The following is a 20,484-nucleotide window of genomic DNA, read 5'->3' on the forward strand; positions in this document are numbered from 1 at the left end:
GCTAACGCGCGCTGCGCGCCAGGCGCGGCTGGTTGACCATCCAGTAGTGCTGGAACGCCAGGCGGATATTGTCGCGCAGCTCGGTGTCGTGCCAGGGCTTGGTATAGAAACGGTAGATGGCGCCGCGGTTGATCGAGTCGAGCACCGCTTCGAGTCCCGTATAGCCGGACAGGATAATGCGGATGGTGTCCGGATACAGTTCCTTGACCTTGCTGAGGAACTCGGTGCCGCTCATGCCGGGCATGCGCTGGTCGCACACGATCACGTGCACGCGGTGCAGCGCCAGCAGGTCGAAGCCTTCGGCCGGCGTGCTGGCCGTCAGGATCTGGTAGCCATCGGGACGGAACAGCCGGTGCAGGGAGGACAGCACGTTGACGTCCTCGTCGACGATCAGCAGCGTCTGCAGCGGCTGCGCGGTGGGATCGTGGCCGGGCGGCAGGCCGGCGCCGGCGGTGATGATCTGGCCCATCTCGAGCGCCGGCAGGGCGCGGCTGAAGTAAAAGCCCTGAATCTCGTCGCAGCGGTTGCGGCGCAAAAACTCCAGTTGCGGGCGCGATTCCACGCCTTCGGCCACCACGCTCAGTTTCAGGCTGTGCGCCATGCCGATAATGGCCAGCGCGATGGCCGCATCGTTGGGATTGCTGGTGATATTGCGCACGAAGGCGATATCGATTTTCAGCTTGTCGATCGGGAAGCGCTGCAAATAAGCCAGGCTTGAATAGCCGGTACCGAAATCGTCGATGGCCACCTTGACGCCGATCTTTTTCAGCTTGCCCAGCATGACGATGGTGCGCTCGGCGTTCGACATCAGCGCCGTCTCGGTCAGCTCCAGTTCCAGCAGCTCGGCCGGCACTTCGTACTGGTCGAGCGCGCGCATTACCTCGTGCTCCAGGTCGCCTTCGGCAAACTGGCGGCTCGAGACGTTAACGGCCACCCGCACCGGCCCTACTTCGCTGTCGCGCCACTGCGCGATCTGGCGGCAGGCGGCGTGGATGACCCAGGCGCCCACACGCACCACCAGGCCGGTGTCTTCCAGCACCGGCACGAATTCGGCCGGCGCCACCAGGCCGTAGCCGGGGCGACGCCAGCGCAGCAAGGCCTCGACGCCGCTGATGCGCCCGGTGCGCAGGTCCACCTTGGGCTGGTAGTACAGCACGAACTGCTCGTGTTCAAGCGCCTGGCGCAGCGCCAGCTCCAGGTCGAGCCGCGCCAGCACCTGCACGTTCATGCCGGCCGTGTAGAAGCGGTAGCCGTCACGCCCGGCCTGCTTGGCGCCGGCCATGGCCGTGTTGGCATGCCGGACCAGCGTTTCCGGATCGGTGGCGTCGTCGGGATACATGGCAATGCCGATACTGGCCGTCAGCGTGGCGGCGTGGCCATGCAGGTCGAACGGTGCGCGCAGCGCTTCGCGCACCTGGTTGGCAACCGCCACCGCTTCCTGCTGGTTGCGGCTCATGGAAAGAATCAGCGCAAATTCATCGTTGCCCAGCCGGCCGACGGTGTCGCGCAGGCGCACGCATTGCACCAGCCGGTTGCTGAACTGGCGCAGCAGCTCGTCGCCCAGCGCGGCGCCCAGGTTGTCGTTGATGCTCTTGAAGCGGTCGAGTGCAATGAACAGCACCACGATGCGCCAGGTCTTTTCCTGCGCCAGCTCGACCGCCTGCGCCAGCGTCTGGTAGAACAGGCTGCGGTTGGGCAGCCCGGTCAGGCTGTCGTAATGGGCCAGTTGCTTGAGCCGCTCCTGCGCGTGGCGCCGCTCGCTGATATCGCGCGCCACGGCGATCAGCAGCAGGCCGCTGGCGCCGCCCTGTGCATACCAGTGCCAGCCCAGCTCCACCGGCACCAGGCTCAGGTCGCGCCGCGCCAGCTCGCACTCGAGCACCTCGGTTGCCACGTGCGCCGAATCGTGCTGCAGCGCAGCCATCGGCACGGCCGGCTGTACCGGCGGCGCAGGCAGCAGCGCGCCCGGTGCCAGCGCCAGCAACTCGCGGCGCGTGTAGCCGAGCAGGCGGCAGGCGCCATCGTTGACGTCGACCAGCGTCATGCTCAGCACATCGACCAGGAAGATGGCGTCGCTGGTGGCGTCCATCGCGCCGCGAAAGCGCTGCAGTTCCAGCGCGCGCAGATTGACGGTGCGCTCGAGCGCAGCGTTGGCCTGGTGCGCGGCGCGGTGCAGCAGGCGCACCTCGAGCATGTTGCGGATGCGCGTGAGCACTTCAAGCGCATCGAAAGGCTTGCTGATAAAGTCGCGCGCACCCGCTTCCAGCGCTGCGAGCTTGGCCTCGGGATCGGCGGCAATCACCATCACCGGCAGGTAACCGTCGCGCTCGAGCGGACGCAATGCGTCCATCACCGCGTAGCCGCTCATGGCCGGCATGACCAGGTCGAGAATGATCAGGTCGTAATGGTGCTGCCGGTGCAGGCCGGCCACTTCGCGCGCGTCGAGGGTGCTGGTGACGGCCGTATAGCCGGCGCTGTCCAGCAGATGCTCGAGCAGGCGCAGGTTGACCTGCTGGTCGTCGACGATCAGTATTTTGGCGCGGCAGAGATCGGCCTGGCTGATCATGGCGCTTCTTTCGGCGCCGATTGCTGCGCCAGGTAGTCGAGGGTGCTGTTGATCGCCTCGCAAAAACTGTCCAGTTCGAGGGGCCGGCTCAGGTAGCGATAAAAGCCCAGCGCCATGCTGCGTTCGATATCGCGCGCCATGGCGTTGGCCGTCAGCGCGGTGCGCGCATCGGCGCGCAGCAGCGCGAGCACCGCGGCGCCATCCATGCCCGGCAGGTTGATGTCGAGCACGATGATGTCGGGCCGTTCGCTGCGCGCCAGCGCCACGCCGCTTTCGCCGTCGCGCGCCGTCAGCAGGCGCACTTGCGGGCAATGCGCGATAAGCTCCTTGACCAGCGCCAGATTGGCGGCATGGTCTTCCACATACAGCAAGGTGGCGCTGGCGCTGATGGCCGGCGTCGCCGCGACAGCAACCACAGGGCCGCTCTGCGCCAGCGGCAGGTCGACCCAGAAGGTGCTGCCCTGGCCGGCAATGCTGTGCACGCCGATCTGGCCATCCATCAGCTCGACCAGGCGCCGGGTCAGCACCAGGCCGATGCCACTGCCCTCTTCCTTGCCGCTTTCCTGGCCCAGGCGGTTGAATGGCTGGAACAGCAAGGCCTGCTGCGCGCTGTCGAGGCCCAGCCCCGTATCGCACACGCTGATACGCAGGCGGCCATCGTCCTGCCGGCTGCAATCGAGCGTGATCTGCCCCTGTTCGCGGTTGTACTTGAGCGCATTGGACAGCAGGTTAAGCAGGATCTGCCGCAAGCGCGTGCGGTCGGCCGTCACGCTCCACGGACAGGCCAGCGGAAAGGCCAGCCGGATGGCGCGCCCGGCGGCCAGCGGTGCGATCATGTCGCGACATTCGTCGATCACTTCCTGCAAGGGCACCGCTTCGAGCGACAGATTGACCGCGCCGGCTTCCACCTTGGCCAGGTCGAGAATTTCATTGATCAGTGTCAGCAGATGCCGGCCCGATTTGAGGATATGGCCGGCAAACTCCTTTTTTTGCTCAAGCGTCGACGGCAGGCGGTCCGAGCTCAGTATCTGCGCAAAGCCCAGGATGGCGTTCAAGGGCGTGCGCAACTCGTGGCTCATGGCCGACAGAAAGGCCGACTTGGCCGCATTGGCGCTGCACGCCTCCTGCATGGCCAGCGCCAGCTCGCCATTGGCCAGTTCCAGCTGCCTGGTGCGCTCCTGCACGCGCAGCTCCAGTTCCTGGTTCAGGCGCATGATTTCCTGCTGCGCCAGCACGCGCTGGGCCGCCGCCTCGGCCAGCTCGCGGTTGGTGTGCTGCAGCTGCTGCGCGCGCACATCGGCCTGCACCAGTATCTCGCTCACCGGACGGGTAATGACATGCTCGAAACGGCGCAATGTCCAGAACGCTGCCAGCAGGGCAGGCAGCGCGACAGCCAGCGCCACCAGCAGCTGCCCGGCAACGCCGGCCGACTGACCGCTGCGCCCTCTTGTCGACAGCACGTCATGCACCACCATGCTGCCCAGCAGCATGAGCAGCGCCACCAGCGTGGTTACCAGTACCACCGCCGTCAATTTGAAGCGTAGCGAACGTAGCTGCGGCATGATCAGGCTTTCCTGTCTGAACAATTAAACGTCTGTGCGCATTGTCGTGTAATCAACAAACAGTGTACGCATTTTCGCTACCGTGTGGGAATGTTTCTGCTGATCTCGCTATCACGCCAGCGCATGCTACAGTGGCGCTGATCAGACACTGCACAGGCCACCATGAAAACAACGTTTCCGCCCGATCAGCTGGCCGTCCGGGTCGGGCTGCACTTGCAACAGCGCCAGCTGCTGCTGGCCACGGCCGAATCGTGCACCGGCGGCGGCGTGGCGGCCGCCATCACCGATATCGCCGGCTCGAGCGCCTGGTTCGACTGCGGCTTTGTAACCTACTCGAATGGCGCCAAGACCCGCATGCTGGGCGTGCCGGAGGCCTTGATCGCCGCCCATGGCGCGGTCAGCGTCGAAGTGGCGGCAGCCATGGCGCAGGGCGCACTGGCCCATAGCGGCGCGCAGTTGGCGGTGTCGACCACCGGCATTGCCGGTCCGGGCGGCGGCGTGCCGGGCAAGCCGGTCGGCACAGTGTGCTTCGGCTGGGCCGACAACAATGGCGTGCGCACGCAGCGCCTGCAGTTCGAAGGCGACCGCCAGGCCGTGCGCGAACAGGCCGTGGCGCACGCCCTGCAGGGGCTGCTGCAGCACTGAGCTACAGCGGCGCGATCATGGCGCGGTCGCGCCCGGCCTGCTTGGCCAGATACAGCGCACTGTCGGCGCGCATCAGCAGCTCGTGCCGGCCGGCGCCATGGCGCGGGTATTCGGCAATGCCGGCCGAAAAAGTGCAGCCCGACAGGCTGTGCGGTGCCTGCTGTATCAGTAGTTGCCGGTAGCGCGCAGCGATATGTTCGAGCTTGTGCGCCGCCACCGCGCTGCTGGCGTCGCGCAGCAGCAGGCAGAATTCCTCGCCGCCATAACGGCACAGCATATCGCTGCCGCGCAGCAGGCTCTCGACCAGGCGGGCAAACTGGATCAGCACCTCGTCGCCGAAGTTATGGCCGTAGGTATCGTTGATGCGCTTGAAAAAATCCAGATCGATAATGGCGATTGCGATCGTGGTGTGGGTGCCAGTCTCCAGCAGGATGGCGTTCAGCGCGCTCTCAAAATGGCGGCGGTTGTACAGGCCCGTCAGATGGTCGCGCATGGCCTGTTCCTTCAGGCTGTCCTGCAGCGAACTGACATGCAGTATCTGGTGCGCCAGTTCGCGGTTCAGGTGCTCGAGCTTGAGGTTTTCCGATTCGCGCGCCGCCTGCAGTTCGAGCGCCTTGTCGCGCTCGTCCTTGAGGTCGCGCATTTCCTTTTCCAGGTTACGCAGCAGCAGCCGCGACGCGCGCGCCGACTTGCTGCTTTCCTCGAAGGCGGCCAGGTACTGCTGCAGGAAACTGTAAGCGTCCTGCCAGTGGCCGAGCTGGGCGTTGATATCGGCCAGGCCGCGCAGGATCTGCTGCTGGTGAAACGGATTGCGCGTCCAGCTGAGCAGGCTGTGGGCCTGCGTCAGCGAAGCGAGCGCGCGCAGCGGATCGCCGGTCTGCAGATCGAGCTTGCCGCGCACCAGCCAGGCATGCATCTGTTCTTCCAGGTCCTGCGCCTCGGTGGCATAGCGCTCGGCGCGTGCCAGCAACTGCTGCGCTGTCTCGTTTTGCTTCAGCTGGATGGCCGCATGGGCGGCAATGCAGAACAAAAAGGCGCGCACTGCCAGGTCTTCTTCGGGCCACTCGTAAAACGGTTCGAGCAGCGCCAGCGCCTCGGCCGGCTTGCCGGTCGTGAGCAGGCACATGGCCAGGTTGGCCGAGACAATGGTGTGCTGGTATTTAAGCTTTTGCGTGCCGATGATGTCGAGCGCTTCGTACAGCAGCGGAATGGCGTCCTCGTCGTTGCCCAGGTCGTGCTGCGACGAAGCCAGGTTCGACAGGCTGTTGACGCGGTGGGCCGGCGTGCCGAAGCGCTCGGCAATATCGAGCGCCAGCAGGAAATTGCGCGGCCCTTCCTGCGTGTCGCCACGGTTGAGCGCATCGACGCCCAGGCGCGCATAGAGCATGAATTTATGCAGGGAATCGGGAATCTGCACGGCCAGCATGCGCGCCTCCAGAAAAGCCTGCTCCGCTGCAGCGAAGTCGCCGCGCCGGCTGGCGTAAGCACCCTGCAGGGCGGCCACCTGCATGGCGCCTTCGAGGTCATAGCATTGCTGGAAATAATCGTGCAGGCTGGCGCAAGGCGGCTCGGGCTCGCCGCCGTAGTAGGCCAGCCAGCATTCGTTCAGTTCGGCGTACGCCGCCCCGCGCCGGTATTGCAGGCGCTGCGCGGCGCTCTGCGCCAGATGCACCAGACGGCGTGCCTGGCGGCGGTTGCCAACCAGGCAGGACAGGCCATGCAGGTTGAGACGGTCGATATCGGCTTGATCAAGACTGGAAGTGGGCACTGCATCCTCGTTCACACTCTGGGGTGGATTTTTCAGGCGGATATTGCTTTGCACAATGGTATGCTCACTCCTATCATAACCAGATTCGGCCCCGCACATGACGTCTTTGCAAATGTCTGTGGTAAAAAAGTCAGTGTTCGCCCCCCTACTGGCTGCCTGCGCACTGTGCGCCTGCAGCGGCACGCCGGCAACCGCACCGAGCCCGCTGACCGGCGCACCGTATACCGTCTACGCGGCCGGCGATATCGCCGATTGCCGCCAGCGCCCGTGGCAGATGACCGGCGCAGCGCAGACGGCCGAGCTGATTGCCGGCGAACTGGCCGGCCGGCGCGACGCCGCCGTGCTGAGCCTGGGCGACCATACCTATCCGGTCGGCCTGCCGGCGGAATTTGACACCTGCTACGCACCGACCTGGGGCCGCTTCAAGGAACGCACCTACCCGACCCCGGGCAACCATGAATATTATGGCTCCAAAGCGGCTAACGGTTATTTCGGCTACTTTGGCCGGCCCGACTATTACAGCGTCGGACTGGGCGCCTGGCATGTGATTTCGCTCAACAGCCATCTGCCGCCGGCACGCCTGGAAGAGCAGCTGGCCTGGCTGAAAGACGACCTGGCGCGCCACCCGCGCCCGTGCACGCTGGCGTTCTGGCATGCGCCCCTGTACAGTTCGGGCGGCCACCGCGCCCCGAAAACCATGCAGCCGGCCTGGCAGGCGCTGCACGAGGCGGGCGCCGAACTGGTGCTGTCGGGCCACGATCACGACTACGAACGCTTTGCGCCGCAAGACGCCAATGGACGCGTCGACGAGGCGCGCGGCGTGCGCCAGTTCGTGGTCGGCACCGGCGGCGCTTTCCTGACGCCGTTCTTCTACTTTATGGCGCACAGCGAAATGCGCGACAACAGCAGCCATGGCGTACTGCGCCTGCAACTGTACGACAACGGCTACCAATGGCAGTACCTGCCGGTGCCCGATGACGGGAGCGTACAGCGCCCGGCGCCGGACAGCGGCGGCGGACGCTGTCACTGAATTTTCAAGCACTTATCTGGAGCAAGGCGCAATGCAAAACACGGTACATTTTATCCTGCAGGGCAAGGGCGGCATCGGCAAGACGCTGGTCTCGACCTTGCTGGCGCAATGGATGGCAAGCAAGCACGACGCGCCCCTGCGCTGTTACGACACCGACCAGGAAAACGCCACCTTCTCGCGCTACAAGGCGATGCAGGTCAAGCATGTGCCGGTGATGACGGATGCGCGCAATATCGATCCGAAGCGCTTCGACGCACTGATGATCGATATCCTGGAACAGGACGGCAACTGCGTGATCGACAACGGCGCCAATACGTTCTCGCCGCTGATGGGCTATCTGCTGGAAAATGACTGCTTCTCGCTGCTGGAAGAATCGGGCCGCAAGGTCTATATCCACACCATCGTCGGCGGCGGCGACACCCTGCACGACACGGCCACCGGCTTTGTCGCCACCGCCCAGGCCACCCGCGTGCCGCTGGTGCTGTGGCAGAACGAGCACTTCGGCCTGCTGCAGTCGGCCTCGGGCAAGCAGTTCATGGAATCGCAGTCGTATGCCGACCACCGCACGCGCGTCAAAGGCAGCATCACGCTGGCCCAGCGCAATCCCGACACCTTTGGCGCCGACGTCAAGAAAATGAACACGGCGCGCCTGACCATGCAGGAAGTGCTGCAGAACGACAAATTCAACATCATGGAAAAACAGCGCATCAAGGTGGTCTACCGCGATATTTTCGAGCAGCTCGACAAGGTGGAGTGGTAGTGGACCGCCAACAACTGCGCAGCCACGTGTTCGACCAGACCGGCATCAAGGTCGATGTCAATGACCCGATCTTTGCACTGGTGGCGCTGAACGAAGCGGTGCTGGCCGACACCGTCGAGCGCCAGCTGGCCGTGCTCAACGCCGCCTCGCAGGCGCTGGCGGCGCAGGCCTGCATAGCCGGCGGCCTGCCGCCGCCCGCTGCAGCAACCACCGCCGCCACTGCCACCGCTGCGCCAGCGCGCTGGTTCTCGCCGCGCGAATGGCGCTTGCTGGGCGCCGCTGCCCTCGTTTCGCTGGCCACCTCCATGCTGGTGCTGGCCGGCGCCGCGCTGCTGTGGCGCCATACCTCCTGACTCTTACCAACCTTACCGGAAGCATGCATGAAACCGATCAAACTGCTGGCCATCCCTGCCCTGCTGCTGTCGCTGTATGGCGCTCCCCTGTCGCTGCTCCACGCTGCCGAAGCGGCCGCCAGTGCACCGGCCGGCGCTACTGCCGTACCGCAGATCGCGTATGAAAAATACACGCTGCCCAACGGGCTCGAAGTGATCCTGGTGGAAGACCACAAGCTGCCCGTCACCGCCGTCAATATCTGGTACCACGTGGGACCGGCCAACGAAGCGCCGGGCCTGACCGGCTTTGCCCACTTGTTCGAACACATGATGTTTGCCGCCACCAAGCATGTGCCGCGCGGCCTGGCCGACCAGCTGCTTGAAGGCGCCGGCGCCACCGACTCGAACGGCAGCACCGATTTCGACCGCACCAACTATTTCGACACGGTGCCGTCGAACCAGCTCGAGCTGGCGCTGTGGACCCATTCTGACCGCATGGGCTACCTGCTCGACGTGCTCGACCAGACGGCGCTGACCAACCAGCAGGACGTGGTGCGCAACGAGCGCCGCCAGAGCGTGGAAAACGCGCCGTACGGCATCGTGCAGGAAGCGCTGTTCCACCAGCTGTTCCCGAAAGAGCATCCGTACTACGCCAGCGTGATCGGCTCGCATGCCGACATCCAGAACGCCAAACTGGACGACATCAAGGATTTCTTTACCAAGTACTACGGCCCCAACAACGCCACGCTGGTGATTGCCGGCGATATCGACAAGGCCAGAACCAAGGCCCTGGTCACCAAATACTTCGGCAGCTTCAAGCGCGGCCCGGACGTGGCCAAACCCAGCGTGGTCACCCCGCCGATTACTGCCGAGCGCCGCATCGTGGTGCAGGACCGGGTCGAGCTGCCGCGCGTGTACATGGGCTGGCTCACGCCGCCCGCCTACAGCAAGGACGACGCCGAGCTGGCGATGGCCGCGCAGATCCTCGCCGGCGGCAAGTCGAGCCGCCTGTACAAGTCGCTGGTGTACGACAAGCAGATCGCCCAGGACGTGGGCGCCGACCAGGGTTCGAGCGCACTGACGTCGATGTTTACCATCGACGCCACCGCCCGCCCGGGCCACACGGCCGAAGAAATCGAGCAGGCCTTGAATGCGCAGCTTGATGCATTGCGCACCGATGGCCCGACCGAAAAAGAGGTCGAGCGCGCACGCAATACGATTGAAACGGCGATGCTGAGCCAGGTGGAAAAAGTCGGCGGCCACGGCCTGGCCAACCTGCTCAACAAATACAACCAGTACACGGGCGACCCCGGTTACCTGGCCAAGGATATCGAACGCTACCGCCAGGTCACGCCAGAAGGCGTCAAGCGCGCCGTCGACCAGTATCTGAAAAACCAGGCGCGCGTGGTGGTGTACGGCGTGCCCGGCACGCCCGACCTGGGGGCGGAAGTGCCGACGCCGGCGCCAGGCAAGATGGCCGCCGAACCCGGCACGGCCATCAACGCCGATGAAGCCTGGCGCAACGCCGTGCCCAAGGCCGGCCCCGAGCCGAAGTTCACCCTGCCGCAAGGCAAATCGTTCACGCTGAAAAACGGCCTGACCGTGATCCACAACTACAATCCGACCGTGCCGCTGGTGGCCAGCCAGCTGGTGATCAGGAGCGGTTCGGGCGCCAATCCGGTTGCGCAGCCAGGGCTGTCGAGCTTTACGGCGCAGCTGCTGCAGGAAGGCACGGCCACCCGCAGCGCACCGCAGATCGCCGACGACGTGGCGCAGCTGGGCGCGTTCATCGGCGCCGGTTCAGGCGTCGATTCGTCGTATGTGCAGCTGACGGCGCTGACAGCGACCTTCCCGCAGGCGCTCGACGTGCTGGCCGATGTGGTGCTGCATCCGCAGTTCCCGCAGGACGAAGTCGAGCGTCAGCGCGCCAGCCGCCTGGGCGCCCTGGCGCAGCAGCGCGAGAACGCCGGCGCGGTGGCCGCGCGCGTGGAAGCGGCCGCCCTGTACGGCCCGCAGCATCCGTACGGCAGCACCCAGCTGGGTAGCGAAGCGGCGCTGAAGGCAACCACCCGCGCCGACCTGCAACAGTTCTGGCAGCAGCACTACCTGCCCAACAATGCAGCGCTGATCGTCTCGGGCGATATCACCGAAAGCGCGCTGAAAAAGCTGGTGGAAGCGAAATTTGGTGACTGGAAAGCGGGCAAGGTTGCAGCTTCGGTCAAGGCGGTACCGCAAACGAGCAAGGCGCGTCTGATCCTGGTCGACAAGCCCGGCGCACCACAGACGGCGGTGCGGCTCGTGACCATTGCAGCGGACCGCAAGACGCCTGATTATGCACCGCTGCAGGTAATGAACGCAGCGCTGGGCGGCCTGTTTACCAGCCGTCTCAGCAACAACCTGCGCGAGGAAAAAGGCTATACCTACGGCGTGCGCTCGCAGTTCCAGTACCGCACGCAGCCAGGCCCGTTCTCGATCGCCGCCGGCGTGCGCACCGATGTCACCGGCCCGGCCGTATCGGAAACGCTCAAGGAAATCCGCGCCATGATCGCCCAGCCCTTGCCAGCGAAGGAACTGTCGAACGCGCGCAATTCACAGGTGCTGTCCCTGCCCGGCCAGTTCGACACCAACGCCAGCGTCAGCGCCAGCATGGCCAACACCTATGTGTATGGCCTGGGCCTCGATTACTACAGCAAGCTGCCGCAGCGCTTTGCCGGCGTGACGGCTGCGCAGGTGCAGCAGGTCACGAAAAAATACCTGCAGCCGGAAAAACTGATCGTGATCGGCGTGGGCGACCAGGCCAAAATCGCGCCACAGCTGGCGCCGCTCAATCTGGCACCGGTGGAGGTGCGGGATGTGGAGGGAAATGTGAAATAAAAACGGCGGTGGACGCGTATCACGTAGGTCGGATTAGCGGGGCAAAGCCCCGTGTAATCCGACAACACCGCTGACGCCAACAATGTTGTCGGATTACGGCCCCGCAGGGGCCTAATCCGACCTACGCACGGCGGCGGAACAGCGCCAGCTTGTCGATCATCGCCGCCACGGCCACGCCGGCCGTGTAGGCGACCAGGTCAAACCAGCCAAAGTGCGAACCAAGCACCAGATGACCCACCGTGTGGGCGCGGATTTCGATGATCCACGGCGCCTGGTAGAGCTGGCTGAACTCGACCGCAAAGCACACCAGCAAGGCCCACAGCGCCAGCTGCCAGGTGCGCATGCGGGTGGCCAGCAGGCCCAGTGCAAACACGATCATCATGGCCCACAGGGCGTCGCCCGGATACTTGCCCAGCGCGGCAGGCACGAACTGCGGAAAGGCGCGCGAGGCCAGGCCCAGCGCAATGACCACCACGGTGGCAACGAGCTGCCACAGGCGGCGGCGTTCAGGTTTTACCAGGAACATATTCTTGTTGGTTGTTACAATCCGGGCCGTACCAGTGCGGCCCGCCCCGTATTGTACTGCGCCATGGAAACTAAATTGCGATCAATCGCCCAGTCCCGCATACAGCGCCGTGCTCAGATAGCGCTCGCCGAACGACGGGATAATGGTCACGATGGTCTTGCCGGCGTTTTCCGGGCGCTGCGCCACTTGCAAGGCGGCCCACAGGGCGGCGCCGGACGAAATACCGACCAGCAGGCCTTCGCTGCTGGCGGCCAGGCGCGCGGTGGCAAACGCGTCGTCGTTCTTGACGCAGATGACTTCGTCGTAAATGGCAGTGTTCAGGTTCTGCGGCACGAAACCGGCGCCGATGCCCTGGATCGGGTGCGGACCCTTGGTGCCTTTCGACAGCATCGGCGACGCTTCCGGCTCCACCGCGATGATCTGCACGCCGCTCTTGCGTTCCTTGAGCACTTCGCCGATGCCGGTAATGGTGCCGCCGGTGCCCACGCCGGCGATCACGATGTCGACCTGGCCGTCGGTATCGCGCCAGATTTCCTCGGCCGTGGTCTGGCGGTGAATGGCCGGATTGGCCGGGTTATTAAACTGCTGCAGCATCAGGTAGCGCGGGTCCGAGGCCACCAGCTCTTCGGCGCGGCGGATGGCGCCCAGCATGCCTTCGCTGCCCGGCGTCAGGATCAGTTCGGCGCCATAGGCGCGCAGCAAAATGCGCCGCTCGCGGCTCATGGTGTCGGGCATGACCAGCGTGCAGCGGTAGCCGCGCGCAGCGCAGACCATCGCCAGCGCAATGCCGGTGTTGCCACTGGTCGGTTCGACGATAATGGTATCGGCGCTGATCTGGCCGGCCGCTTCGGCCGCCGCCACCATGGCCAGGCCGATGCGGTCCTTGACGCTGTGCGCGGGATTGTAGAATTCAAGCTTGGCCAGGATGGTGGCATGGCTGCCGGCGGCGATGCGATTGATGCGCACCAGCGGGGTATTGCCGATCAGTTCGGTGACGTCGTTGGCGATATTCATGGGGAAGTCTCCACGGTTGCAGAAGACCCGAGTGTAGCGCCTTTGACAGCAACGCGCGAGGCGTTGCTGTCAAATAATTAATTACTTAACGTCCAGCAATTCAACGTCGAAAATCAGTGCCGAGTTCGGCGGAATATCGCCATTGCCGGCGCCGCGCGGACCGTAAGCGAGCTCACCCGGGATAATCAGCGTGCGCTTGCCGCCCACTTTCATGCCGGCCACGCCCTGGTCCCAGCCCTTGATGACCATGCCTTTGCCCAGCGGGAAGTCAAACGGACCGCGGCCGACCGAGCTGTCGAACTGCTTGCCACGCGAATTTTTCGCCAGCGGGCGATACAGCCAGCCCGTGTAATGCACGGTGACGTTGCCGCCAACCTGGGCTTCCTTGCCGGTGCCAACCTTGTTATCGATGATGATCAGCTTGTCAGCCGCCGGGCCGGGGCTCAGCGATACCGCCGAGGCTGGTACAGGGGCTGGTGCCTGTGCTTGCGCGACGGTGGCTGCGAGCGAGCAGATCATTGCAAACAAAACGGAGCTACGCTTCATGTTCATGACTTTCATTGAGTTTCGGTAATGTGCCTGTCACTGCGCCGGACAGGATGCGCGACAATAATAGCAAACCACGGGAACGATATGCATAACTTGTCTGACACGCCACGCCTGTTTTATGCGCTGTGGCCCGACGCCGACACGGCCAGCGCCTTTGCCGCGCTGCAGCCGGCCATAGGCGGCACGCCCTCGCGCCTTGAGAAACTGCATCTGACGCTGGCCTTCCTGGGCCCGCGCCCGGCCAGCGAACTGCCGCAACTGATCGCTATCTTGCAGCAGTTACCGGATGCCCTGGCGCCGCTGGTCTTTGACCGCTATGGCTACTTTCCGAAGGTGCAATTGAGCTGGGCCGGCTTGCCGCAATCATCGCCGGCGCTGCTGGCGCTGCATGCCGACCTGATGGCGCGCCTGCATGCCGCGCAGTTGGCGCCGGCACCCGAAACGCATGGCTACACGCCGCATGTGACGCTGGCGCGCAGGTCGCCACCGCCGCCGGCGGAACATTTTTCACCGGTGATCTGGCACGCTGGCGAGCTGGTGCTGGCCGAGTCGGACCCGGCCAGCGGCAACTACCGGCTGCTGGCCAGGCGCAAGCTCTTGAGCACATGCGCGGCCGCCACCATGCCGAAGGTGGCGGTCACCACCACGCCGGAGCCGTAGCCAGCGCAATTGAGCCCGGTCACGCCGCCGGGAGCGGCGTCATCAATCTCGCAAGCTTGCTCCACTTCCGGCGCGCTGATGCGCTCCATCGAAAACACCGCGTCGACATGGAATTTGTGCTTCTCGCCGCGCGGAAAACCATGCGTGTTGCGCAAGTGCTTGCGCACGCGCTTGAGCAGCGGCTCCTGCTCGGTTTTCGCCAGGTCGCGCACGGCGATCATGGTCGGGTCGGTCTGGCCGCCGGCGCTGCCGATAGTCAGCATCGGCACGTTGCGCGCGCGGCACCAGGCAATCACGGCCGCCTTGGCGCGCGCATTGTCGATTGCGTCGACCAGGTAATCGAACTGCTGAGCCCCGAGCAGTTCGTCGAGGTTGTCGGGCGTAATGAAGTCTTCCACCTGCGTCACCTGGCAAGTCGGGTTGATCAGGCTGATGCGCTCGGCCAGCGCGGTAATCTTGGCCTTGCCGATGGTGTCGCTCATGGCCTGGATCTGGCGGTTGATGTTCGATTCGGCCACGTTGTCGAGGTCGACCAGTGTCAGGTGGCCGATCGCGCTGCGCGCCAGCGCTTCGACGATCCAGGAACCGACGCCGCCCACGCCGATCACGCACACGCGGGCGCCGCGAAAGCGCTCCAGCGCTGCAGCGCCGTACAGGCGGGCGATGCCGCCAAAGCGGCGCTCAAAATCAATCTCGGTCAATTCAGTGGAAATTAGTTCGGGGGAAGAGGTATGCATGGCGCCATTTTAACGGACACGGCGGTTCGGGATATTCTAAAATGGCCGCATTGCCAGCGCGCCAGCGGCAACTGTCGCTGCGTCCCAACACCGTTATCGAGAGAGCACACCATGACCTCCCCGCTGTTTGCCCCCGTGCCCGGCTTTGACCAGCCGATCGCCGTTCTCAAGCACTGCCATGACAAAATCCGCAAGCAGCTCGCCACGCTGCAAAAGCTGCCCGGCTATCTGAACCAGGAAGGCAATACGGAACAGGCGCAGCAGGCCGCCAGGGCAGTATTGCAGTATTTCAACAAGGCTGCCCATCTGCACCATGCCGATGAAGAACAGGACCTGATGCCGATGCTGCAGGCCACCGCCAGCGGCGACGACGCGGCCCTGCTGGCCACGCTGGTACCGGAAATCCTGGCCGACCATCAACGCATGGACGCAGCCTGGGCCGTATTGCGCCCTGAACTGGAGGCGATTGCCGACGGCAGCGGTACGCAATTGTCCACCGACGGCGTGCGCGACTTTGCCAGCGCCTACCAGGCGCATATGGAAAAAGAAGAAGGCCAGCTGGCGCCGATGGCCAAGCGCCTGTTCAGCGCCCAGCAGATGGCGCAACTGGGCACGGCCATGCAGCGCCGGCGCGGCATTGCGCCCGACGAAGCGCCGGCCGACAAGCACGACGCCGCAGCCACGCTGGCGGCCATGCGCACCGATTACCTGCATTCGAGCCTGAGCGAAAGCGATGTGCTGGCCGATCCGGTGGCGCAATTCCAGAAGTGGTTCGAGGAGGCCGTGCAGGCGCAGGTGGGCGAACCAAACGCCATGACGCTGTCGACCGTCGGCGCCGACGGCAAGCCCGCCTCGCGCATTGTGTTGATCAAGCAATACGACCAGCGCGGCTTTACCTGGTACACCAATTATCACAGCGACAAGGGCCAGCAGCTCGAGCACAATCCCAACGCGGCGCTGCTGTTCTTCTGGCGCGAACTCGAGCGCCAGGTGCGCATCGAAGGCACGGTGGTGAAAACCACGGCGGCGGAAAGCGACGACTACTTCAATGTGCGTCCTTTGCAAAGCCGCTTGTCAGCCATTGCCTCGCATCAAAGCGCGCCGATTGCCGACCGCGCCGCGCTCGAAGCGAACTACGAAACCGTGGCAGCCAGCGCGGGCGAGACGCCGGCGCGTCCCGCTCACTGGGGCGGCTACCGCCTGCAGCCCGAGCGCATTGAATTCTGGCAAGGCCGCCGCTCGCGCTTTCACGACCGCATCGTCTTTACGCGCGAAGCGGACGGCCAGTGGAGCGTGCAGCGCCTGCAGCCTTGAGTGGTGAAATGCTGCGCTGAGCAGCTCGGCAGCAAGGTCGGCAATATAGGAGTAGTCTGGGCGGGTAGAGCGTAAATGACATCGTTGCTCAATTGACGGCCACTGTCTGGTGGCCATTTTGGGAGGCCATCTTGTTTGTTCAAAACCAACTCAAGTCCTGGATTGCCGGCATGCGCAGCAAAGCTGCGCTGCCGCTGCGCATCGAACTGTGGAACGGTCAGCATGTCGACCTGTCGAGCGAAACCCCGCGCGTGACCATCCGCCTGCCGACCGCTGCCTCGGCGCGCTATCTGCTCAACCCGTCGCTGGCCAACCTGGGCTCGGCCTATGTGGAAGGCAATATCGAGGTCCAGGGCCGCGCGCAGGACATGATAGCCATCTGCAATGCGCTGGCGCGCAACACCCTCAAGCCCGAGGGAAAGCTGGCGCGCATCGTGCGCAGCTTTACGCACGACAAGCACAAGGATGCCGAAGCCATCCGCTATCACTACGATGTCTCGAACGACTTCTACCAGCAGTTTCTCGATCCGGCGCTGGTCTATTCGTGCGCCTATTTTGAAAACGGCGATGAAACGCTGGCGCAGGCGCAGGTCAAGAAAATCGACCATATCCTGAAAAAAATCCAGCTGCAGCCAGGCCAGAGCCTGCTCGATATCGGCTGCGGCTGGGGCGCACTGGTGATCCGCGCCGCGCAGCAGTATGGTGCGCGCTGCGTGGGCGTCACGCTGTCGGAAAACCAGTATGCGCTGGCGCGCGCACGCGTGGAAGCAGCCGGGCTTGGGCACCTGGTTGAAATCCGCCTGCAGGACTACCGCGACGTCAGCGGCCAGTTCGACCGTATTACCAGCGTGGGCATGTTCGAGCATGTGGGCCTGAAGCATCTGCCCGATTACTTTGCCATTATCAACAAACTGCTGGCACCCGACGGCATGGCCATGAATCACGGCATTACCAGCAGCGACCCGGACAATGGCGAAACGCCGTATGGCGGCGGCGAATTCATCGAAAAATACGTGTTTCCGCACGGCGAACTGGCCCATATCGGCAATGTGCTCAAAACCATGCAGCAGGGTGGACTGGAAGTGCTGGACGTGGAAAACCTGCGCCGCCACTATGCGCGCACCTGCGCGCTGTGGACGGAAAACTTCGAAGCCCATGCCGAGCAGATCCGGCCGCTGGCCGGCGAGCGGCGTTTTCGCATCTGGCATGTGTACCTGGCCGGCTGCAGCTATGCGTTCGAGCAGGATCTGATCAGCCTGTACCAGATCGTGTGCGTCAAGGCCGGCCGGCGCGCCGCCACGCTGCCATGGTCGCGCAACTATATGTACCAGCAGCCGTCTACACTACCCCATTGAGGACGGGAATACACTGCGCGGGGCAATCTTTGGCATAATGGCAGCACTATTACAGGTTGCCCATGAATACAAGCTCACCCCGCGCCCCGGCGCAAGCATTCGATACCACGCATTTCCGCCAGGCCCTGTCGCAATTTGCCACCGGCGTGACGGTCATTACCACGCGCCTGGCCGACGGCAGCTTTCGCGGCCTGACGGCCAGCTCCTTCAATTCGGTCTCGCTGTCGCCGCCGCTGGTGCTGTGGAGCCTCGGGGAAGCGGCCAACAGCATGCCCATCTTCAGCGGCAATTCGCATTATGTGATCAATGTGCTGGGCGCAGAGCAGGCCGAGCTGGCCATGCGTTTTTCACGCCGCACGGAAAACCCGTTTGACGATATCGAATACGAACTGTCACGCACCGGCCAGCCCATCCTGAAAGGCGCTTCGGCCTGGTTTGAATGCCATAACCGCAGCCGCTATCCGGAAGGCGACCATGTGATTTTTGTCGGCGAAGTCGAACAATGCGCGTTTGCCGCGCAGCCGCCGCTGGTATTTCATCATGGAAAGTTCAGTACCCTGCCCGATTAATGCCACACGCAATGGCAGGCAAAAAAAAATCCGCCATCAGGCGGATTTTTTTCGAACGGTCCAGGCTTAGAACTTGTAGCCGACAGCCACGCTGAAAGCGGTAGGATCAAGCTTGATATCCTGCGTCTGGCCGGTGGAAAACTTGGCGCGCGTTTTCAGGTAAGTCTTGATAATGGCCATGTCGAAGAACCAGCGCTCATTGAACGCCAGCGTGCCACCGACCTGGATGCTGCCGGCCAGCTTGTTGTCGAGCCGGTAGGTCGAGGCATCGCCGCCCGGCGCCAGCAGGGCCGTCATCTGCGCCGAGCCGCGCTCTTTCTGGAAATAGGCATAGGTCAGGCCTGCGCCGACATAAGGACGCACCACGCTGTCCGGCTGGAAGAAGCGGTACTGCATCAGAAAGGTCGGCGGCAGCACTTCCGAGGTACCGAGCTTGCCCGTGCCCTTGATCGCGCCGTCGCCAATCAGTTCATGTTTGTATGGCGTGCCCAGGTGCAGCTCGGCCGAAATATTATCGGTCAGCATATAGGCCAGAGTCAAAATCGGCTTGGTGTCAGGCTTGACGTCGGCCTTGGTGCCCGGCAAAGCCGGCGCAGTCAAGTCGCCGCTGGTGACATGCGGGGTAATCTTGTTGATGCCGACCTTGGCAATAATGGTGCCGGCGCTTTGCGCCGAAGCGGCCGAAGCCAGCGTCATGGCGGCAATTGCTGCCAGCAGTTGCGCTGCGCTGTTAAAACGTTTGTTCATCTTGTCTCCTGATTCTTGATATGCAGTGTGTGGGCTAGCCGATGGTTGACTGCGCGCGCCCCGGCCTGAACCGGGGCGGTGTCATTTACAGCCAGCCGCGCGTGACCATGTCCTTGGCAACATAACGCGCCAGCAACAGGTTGTTGAACGGCGTCGGATGCACATCGTCGGCATACGAATAGTGGCTGACATCACCAGCGACCAGGTTGCTGCCGTTGCACACCAGCGAGCTGCCCAGCGGGTTTTTGCTGGCATCGGTCAGGTTGCACGCTGGCTCCTTGACGTTGGTCAGGCCATACGGGCCCGGATTGGTCGACTGGTCATGGCTGACGGCAAACACGTCCACCACCAGCACTTTGGCATCGCCGGCCAGGCCGGTGCTCAGCTGTGTGTTGAAGGCATTGACCATGGCGTTGATCAGTGCCTTGGTGCTGGCATCCTTGGACAGGCCGGACGGCGTATTGGCGATATCAGGCAGGTTATTGACCACCACATAGTTGGCACCCTTGGCCACAATCTGCGTTTTCACCAGCGCCACCAGTTCGGCGCCGGCCGTGCCCATGGCCGTGACCAGTGCCGGACCGTTGGCGGCAGCGTAGTCGGCACCGGCCTTGGCGCCGGCAGCGGTCGCGGCTGCTTGCGCCGTGGCGATAATCGGACCGTTGACAGCGCTGGTGGCGGCCGTGGTGTAGCCGGCGGCCACGGCAGCGCCAATGGCGGCCTGGGCAATCGTGGTCGGCGTCGCGCCCGCTGCTGCGCTGGCGGTACGCACGGCACCGGTGATGCTCACGGCAGCGGTGGCAGGATTGGTTGCACCGGCAGCCAGTTGCGTGACCAGGCTGGTGGCAAAAGCGGTGCCGCCGGCGCTGGTGCCAGCCGCCGTAGCATTAGCTTGCAGGGAACCGAGCTGGAACAAGGCATCGTTACCGCCGGCCATTACGAACACCACTTCGGTACCCGAGAATTTGCCGCCAGAAATGGCCAGGTGATTGGCGATCTGCGTGGCCACCGGTACGGTCAGCGCACCGAGCGCACTGCCGGTCAGGCGGTTGTTCGGGCCGACCGGATTGGTCACGCGCGAGCCGCCCATGGCGTAGCCGAAGCAGCCGGCGTGCTTGACGCGCGCGACCGAAAAGCCTTGCGCTGCATTGCCTTCCAGGCCGGTTTCTGCCGCGCATGGTACCGGCAGGCTGAACTGCGCAGCCAGGTGCTCGGTCCAGTTCTTGCCGGTCAGCTCAGGATTGATCGAGGTGTTGTTGCCGTTGATGGTGAATTTGCCACCTTTCAAAGCGGCAACGGTGCCTACTGCATAGGAGCCGACGTCCGACAGGCTGTCGCCAAACGATACTTGCGCCGTGTATTTGACCTTGACGGTCTGGTCGCCGCCGCTGGAACCGCCGCAACCGGCCAGGACAGCCGCTGTCAACGCGGCAAGCGCGAATTTGGTGTAGTGCATTTTGTCTCCTAATGGTTTTT

At 63.9% G+C, this 20,484-nt stretch carries 18 protein-coding genes; 9 read left to right on the forward strand and 9 right to left on the reverse strand.

Annotated features, from left to right (window positions below):
* Window position 1: 1 nt before the first annotated feature.
* Window positions 2-2,566, reverse strand: a complete 2,565-nt coding sequence (locus GCM43_RS06450) for an EAL domain-containing protein (RefSeq protein WP_152242696.1) — start codon at window positions 2,564-2,566, stop codon at window positions 2-4.
* Window positions 2,563-4,128, reverse strand: coding sequence for an ATP-binding protein (locus GCM43_RS06455; protein WP_152242697.1), 1,566 nt, complete (start codon window positions 4,126-4,128; stop codon window positions 2,563-2,565). The genes GCM43_RS06450 and GCM43_RS06455 overlap by 4 nt, the downstream gene beginning before the upstream one ends.
* 162 nt (window positions 4,129-4,290) lie before the next feature.
* Between GCM43_RS06455 and GCM43_RS06460 the strand changes: the two genes are divergently transcribed.
* Entirely contained in the window at window positions 4,291-4,773 is a 483-nt protein-coding gene (locus GCM43_RS06460) for a CinA family protein (protein ID WP_152242698.1), read from the forward strand.
* A 1-nt stretch (window position 4,774) separates the two neighbouring features.
* On the opposite strand, the gene GCM43_RS06465 is transcribed toward GCM43_RS06460, so the two are convergent.
* The gene (locus GCM43_RS06465) at window positions 4,775-6,541 is read right to left on the reverse strand and encodes a GGDEF domain-containing protein (RefSeq protein WP_226929357.1); all 1,767 of its coding nucleotides are present in this window, start codon (window positions 6,539-6,541) and stop codon (window positions 4,775-4,777) included.
* Between the two features lie 133 nt (window positions 6,542-6,674).
* On the opposite strand from GCM43_RS06465, the gene GCM43_RS06470 reads away from it, so the two are divergent.
* Genes GCM43_RS06470 through GCM43_RS06485 form a run of 4 tightly spaced genes read left to right on the forward strand, consistent with a single transcriptional unit; the run spans window position 6,675 to window position 11,537 of the window.
* The gene (locus tag GCM43_RS06470) at window positions 6,675-7,571 is read left to right on the forward strand and encodes a metallophosphoesterase family protein (protein WP_226929358.1); all 897 of its coding nucleotides are present in this window, start codon (window positions 6,675-6,677) and stop codon (window positions 7,569-7,571) included.
* A gap of 31 nt (window positions 7,572-7,602) precedes the next feature.
* Window positions 7,603-8,331 (forward strand): P-loop NTPase family protein, encoded by a 729-nt coding sequence (locus GCM43_RS06475; protein ID WP_152242701.1) that lies wholly within the window; start codon window positions 7,603-7,605, stop codon window positions 8,329-8,331.
* The gene (locus GCM43_RS06480) at window positions 8,331-8,684 is read left to right on the forward strand and encodes a hypothetical protein (RefSeq protein WP_152242702.1); all 354 of its coding nucleotides are present in this window, start codon (window positions 8,331-8,333) and stop codon (window positions 8,682-8,684) included. The genes GCM43_RS06475 and GCM43_RS06480 overlap by 1 nt, the downstream gene beginning before the upstream one ends.
* Window positions 8,685-8,711: 27 nt before the next feature.
* Window positions 8,712-11,537 carry a M16 family metallopeptidase gene (locus GCM43_RS06485; RefSeq protein WP_152242703.1) on the forward strand — a complete coding sequence of 942 codons (2,826 nt, stop codon included), beginning with the start codon at window positions 8,712-8,714 and terminating at the stop codon, window positions 11,535-11,537.
* Between the two features lie 121 nt (window positions 11,538-11,658).
* Here the strand turns inward: GCM43_RS06485 and GCM43_RS06490 are convergent, their stop codons facing one another.
* From GCM43_RS06490 to GCM43_RS06500, 3 genes are all read right to left on the reverse strand, one after another.
* Complete coding sequence (locus tag GCM43_RS06490; RefSeq protein WP_152242704.1) at window positions 11,659-12,063, reverse strand: ribosomal maturation YjgA family protein; 405 nt, start codon at window positions 12,061-12,063, stop codon at window positions 11,659-11,661.
* An 81-nt stretch (window positions 12,064-12,144) separates the two neighbouring features.
* On the reverse strand, window positions 12,145-13,077 hold the full coding sequence (gene cysK / locus GCM43_RS06495; RefSeq protein WP_152242705.1) for a cysteine synthase A: 933 nt from the start codon (window positions 13,075-13,077) through the stop codon (window positions 12,145-12,147).
* An 81-nt stretch (window positions 13,078-13,158) separates the two neighbouring features.
* Window positions 13,159-13,623: an FKBP-type peptidyl-prolyl cis-trans isomerase gene (locus tag GCM43_RS06500; RefSeq protein WP_152242959.1), complete on the reverse strand. Its 465-nt coding sequence runs from the start codon at window positions 13,621-13,623 to the stop codon at window positions 13,159-13,161.
* Between the two features lie 87 nt (window positions 13,624-13,710).
* On the opposite strand from GCM43_RS06500, the gene thpR reads away from it, so the two are divergent.
* The gene (gene thpR, locus GCM43_RS06505) at window positions 13,711-14,286 is read left to right on the forward strand and encodes an RNA 2',3'-cyclic phosphodiesterase (RefSeq protein ID WP_193315558.1); all 576 of its coding nucleotides are present in this window, start codon (window positions 13,711-13,713) and stop codon (window positions 14,284-14,286) included.
* Here the strand turns inward: thpR and GCM43_RS06510 are convergent.
* Entirely contained in the window at window positions 14,196-15,023 is an 828-nt protein-coding gene (locus GCM43_RS06510) for a tRNA threonylcarbamoyladenosine dehydratase (RefSeq protein WP_152242707.1), read from the reverse strand. The genes thpR and GCM43_RS06510 overlap by 91 nt on opposite strands.
* Before the next feature lie 111 nt (window positions 15,024-15,134).
* Here GCM43_RS06510 and pdxH point away from each other — a divergent pair, with 111 nt between their 5' ends.
* From pdxH to GCM43_RS06525, 3 genes are all read left to right on the forward strand, one after another.
* On the forward strand, window positions 15,135-16,337 hold the full coding sequence (pdxH, locus tag GCM43_RS06515; protein WP_152242708.1) for a pyridoxamine 5'-phosphate oxidase: 1,203 nt from the start codon (window positions 15,135-15,137) through the stop codon (window positions 16,335-16,337).
* 131 nt (window positions 16,338-16,468) lie between these two features.
* Window positions 16,469-17,692 (forward strand): SAM-dependent methyltransferase, encoded by a 1,224-nt coding sequence (locus GCM43_RS06520; protein WP_152242709.1) that lies wholly within the window; start codon window positions 16,469-16,471, stop codon window positions 17,690-17,692.
* Between the two features lie 62 nt (window positions 17,693-17,754).
* Window positions 17,755-18,261, forward strand: a complete 507-nt coding sequence (locus GCM43_RS06525) for a flavin reductase family protein (RefSeq protein ID WP_152242710.1) — start codon at window positions 17,755-17,757, stop codon at window positions 18,259-18,261.
* 66 nt (window positions 18,262-18,327) lie between these two features.
* On the opposite strand, the gene GCM43_RS06530 is transcribed toward GCM43_RS06525, so the two are convergent.
* Both GCM43_RS06530 and GCM43_RS06535 read right to left on the reverse strand, forming a co-directional pair.
* Window positions 18,328-19,008 carry an OmpW/AlkL family protein gene (locus GCM43_RS06530; protein WP_152242711.1) on the reverse strand — a complete coding sequence of 227 codons (681 nt, stop codon included), beginning with the start codon at window positions 19,006-19,008 and terminating at the stop codon, window positions 18,328-18,330.
* Between the two features lie 85 nt (window positions 19,009-19,093).
* A complete protein-coding gene (locus tag GCM43_RS06535; RefSeq protein WP_152242712.1) occupies window positions 19,094-20,464 on the reverse strand; it encodes an SGNH/GDSL hydrolase family protein in 1,371 nt (456 codons plus the stop codon).
* Window positions 20,465-20,484 lie beyond the last annotated feature (20 nt).

The organism is Janthinobacterium aquaticum, from assembly GCF_009208565.1.
In the GTDB taxonomy this organism is placed as follows: Bacteria; Pseudomonadota; Gammaproteobacteria; order Burkholderiales; family Burkholderiaceae_D; genus Janthinobacterium.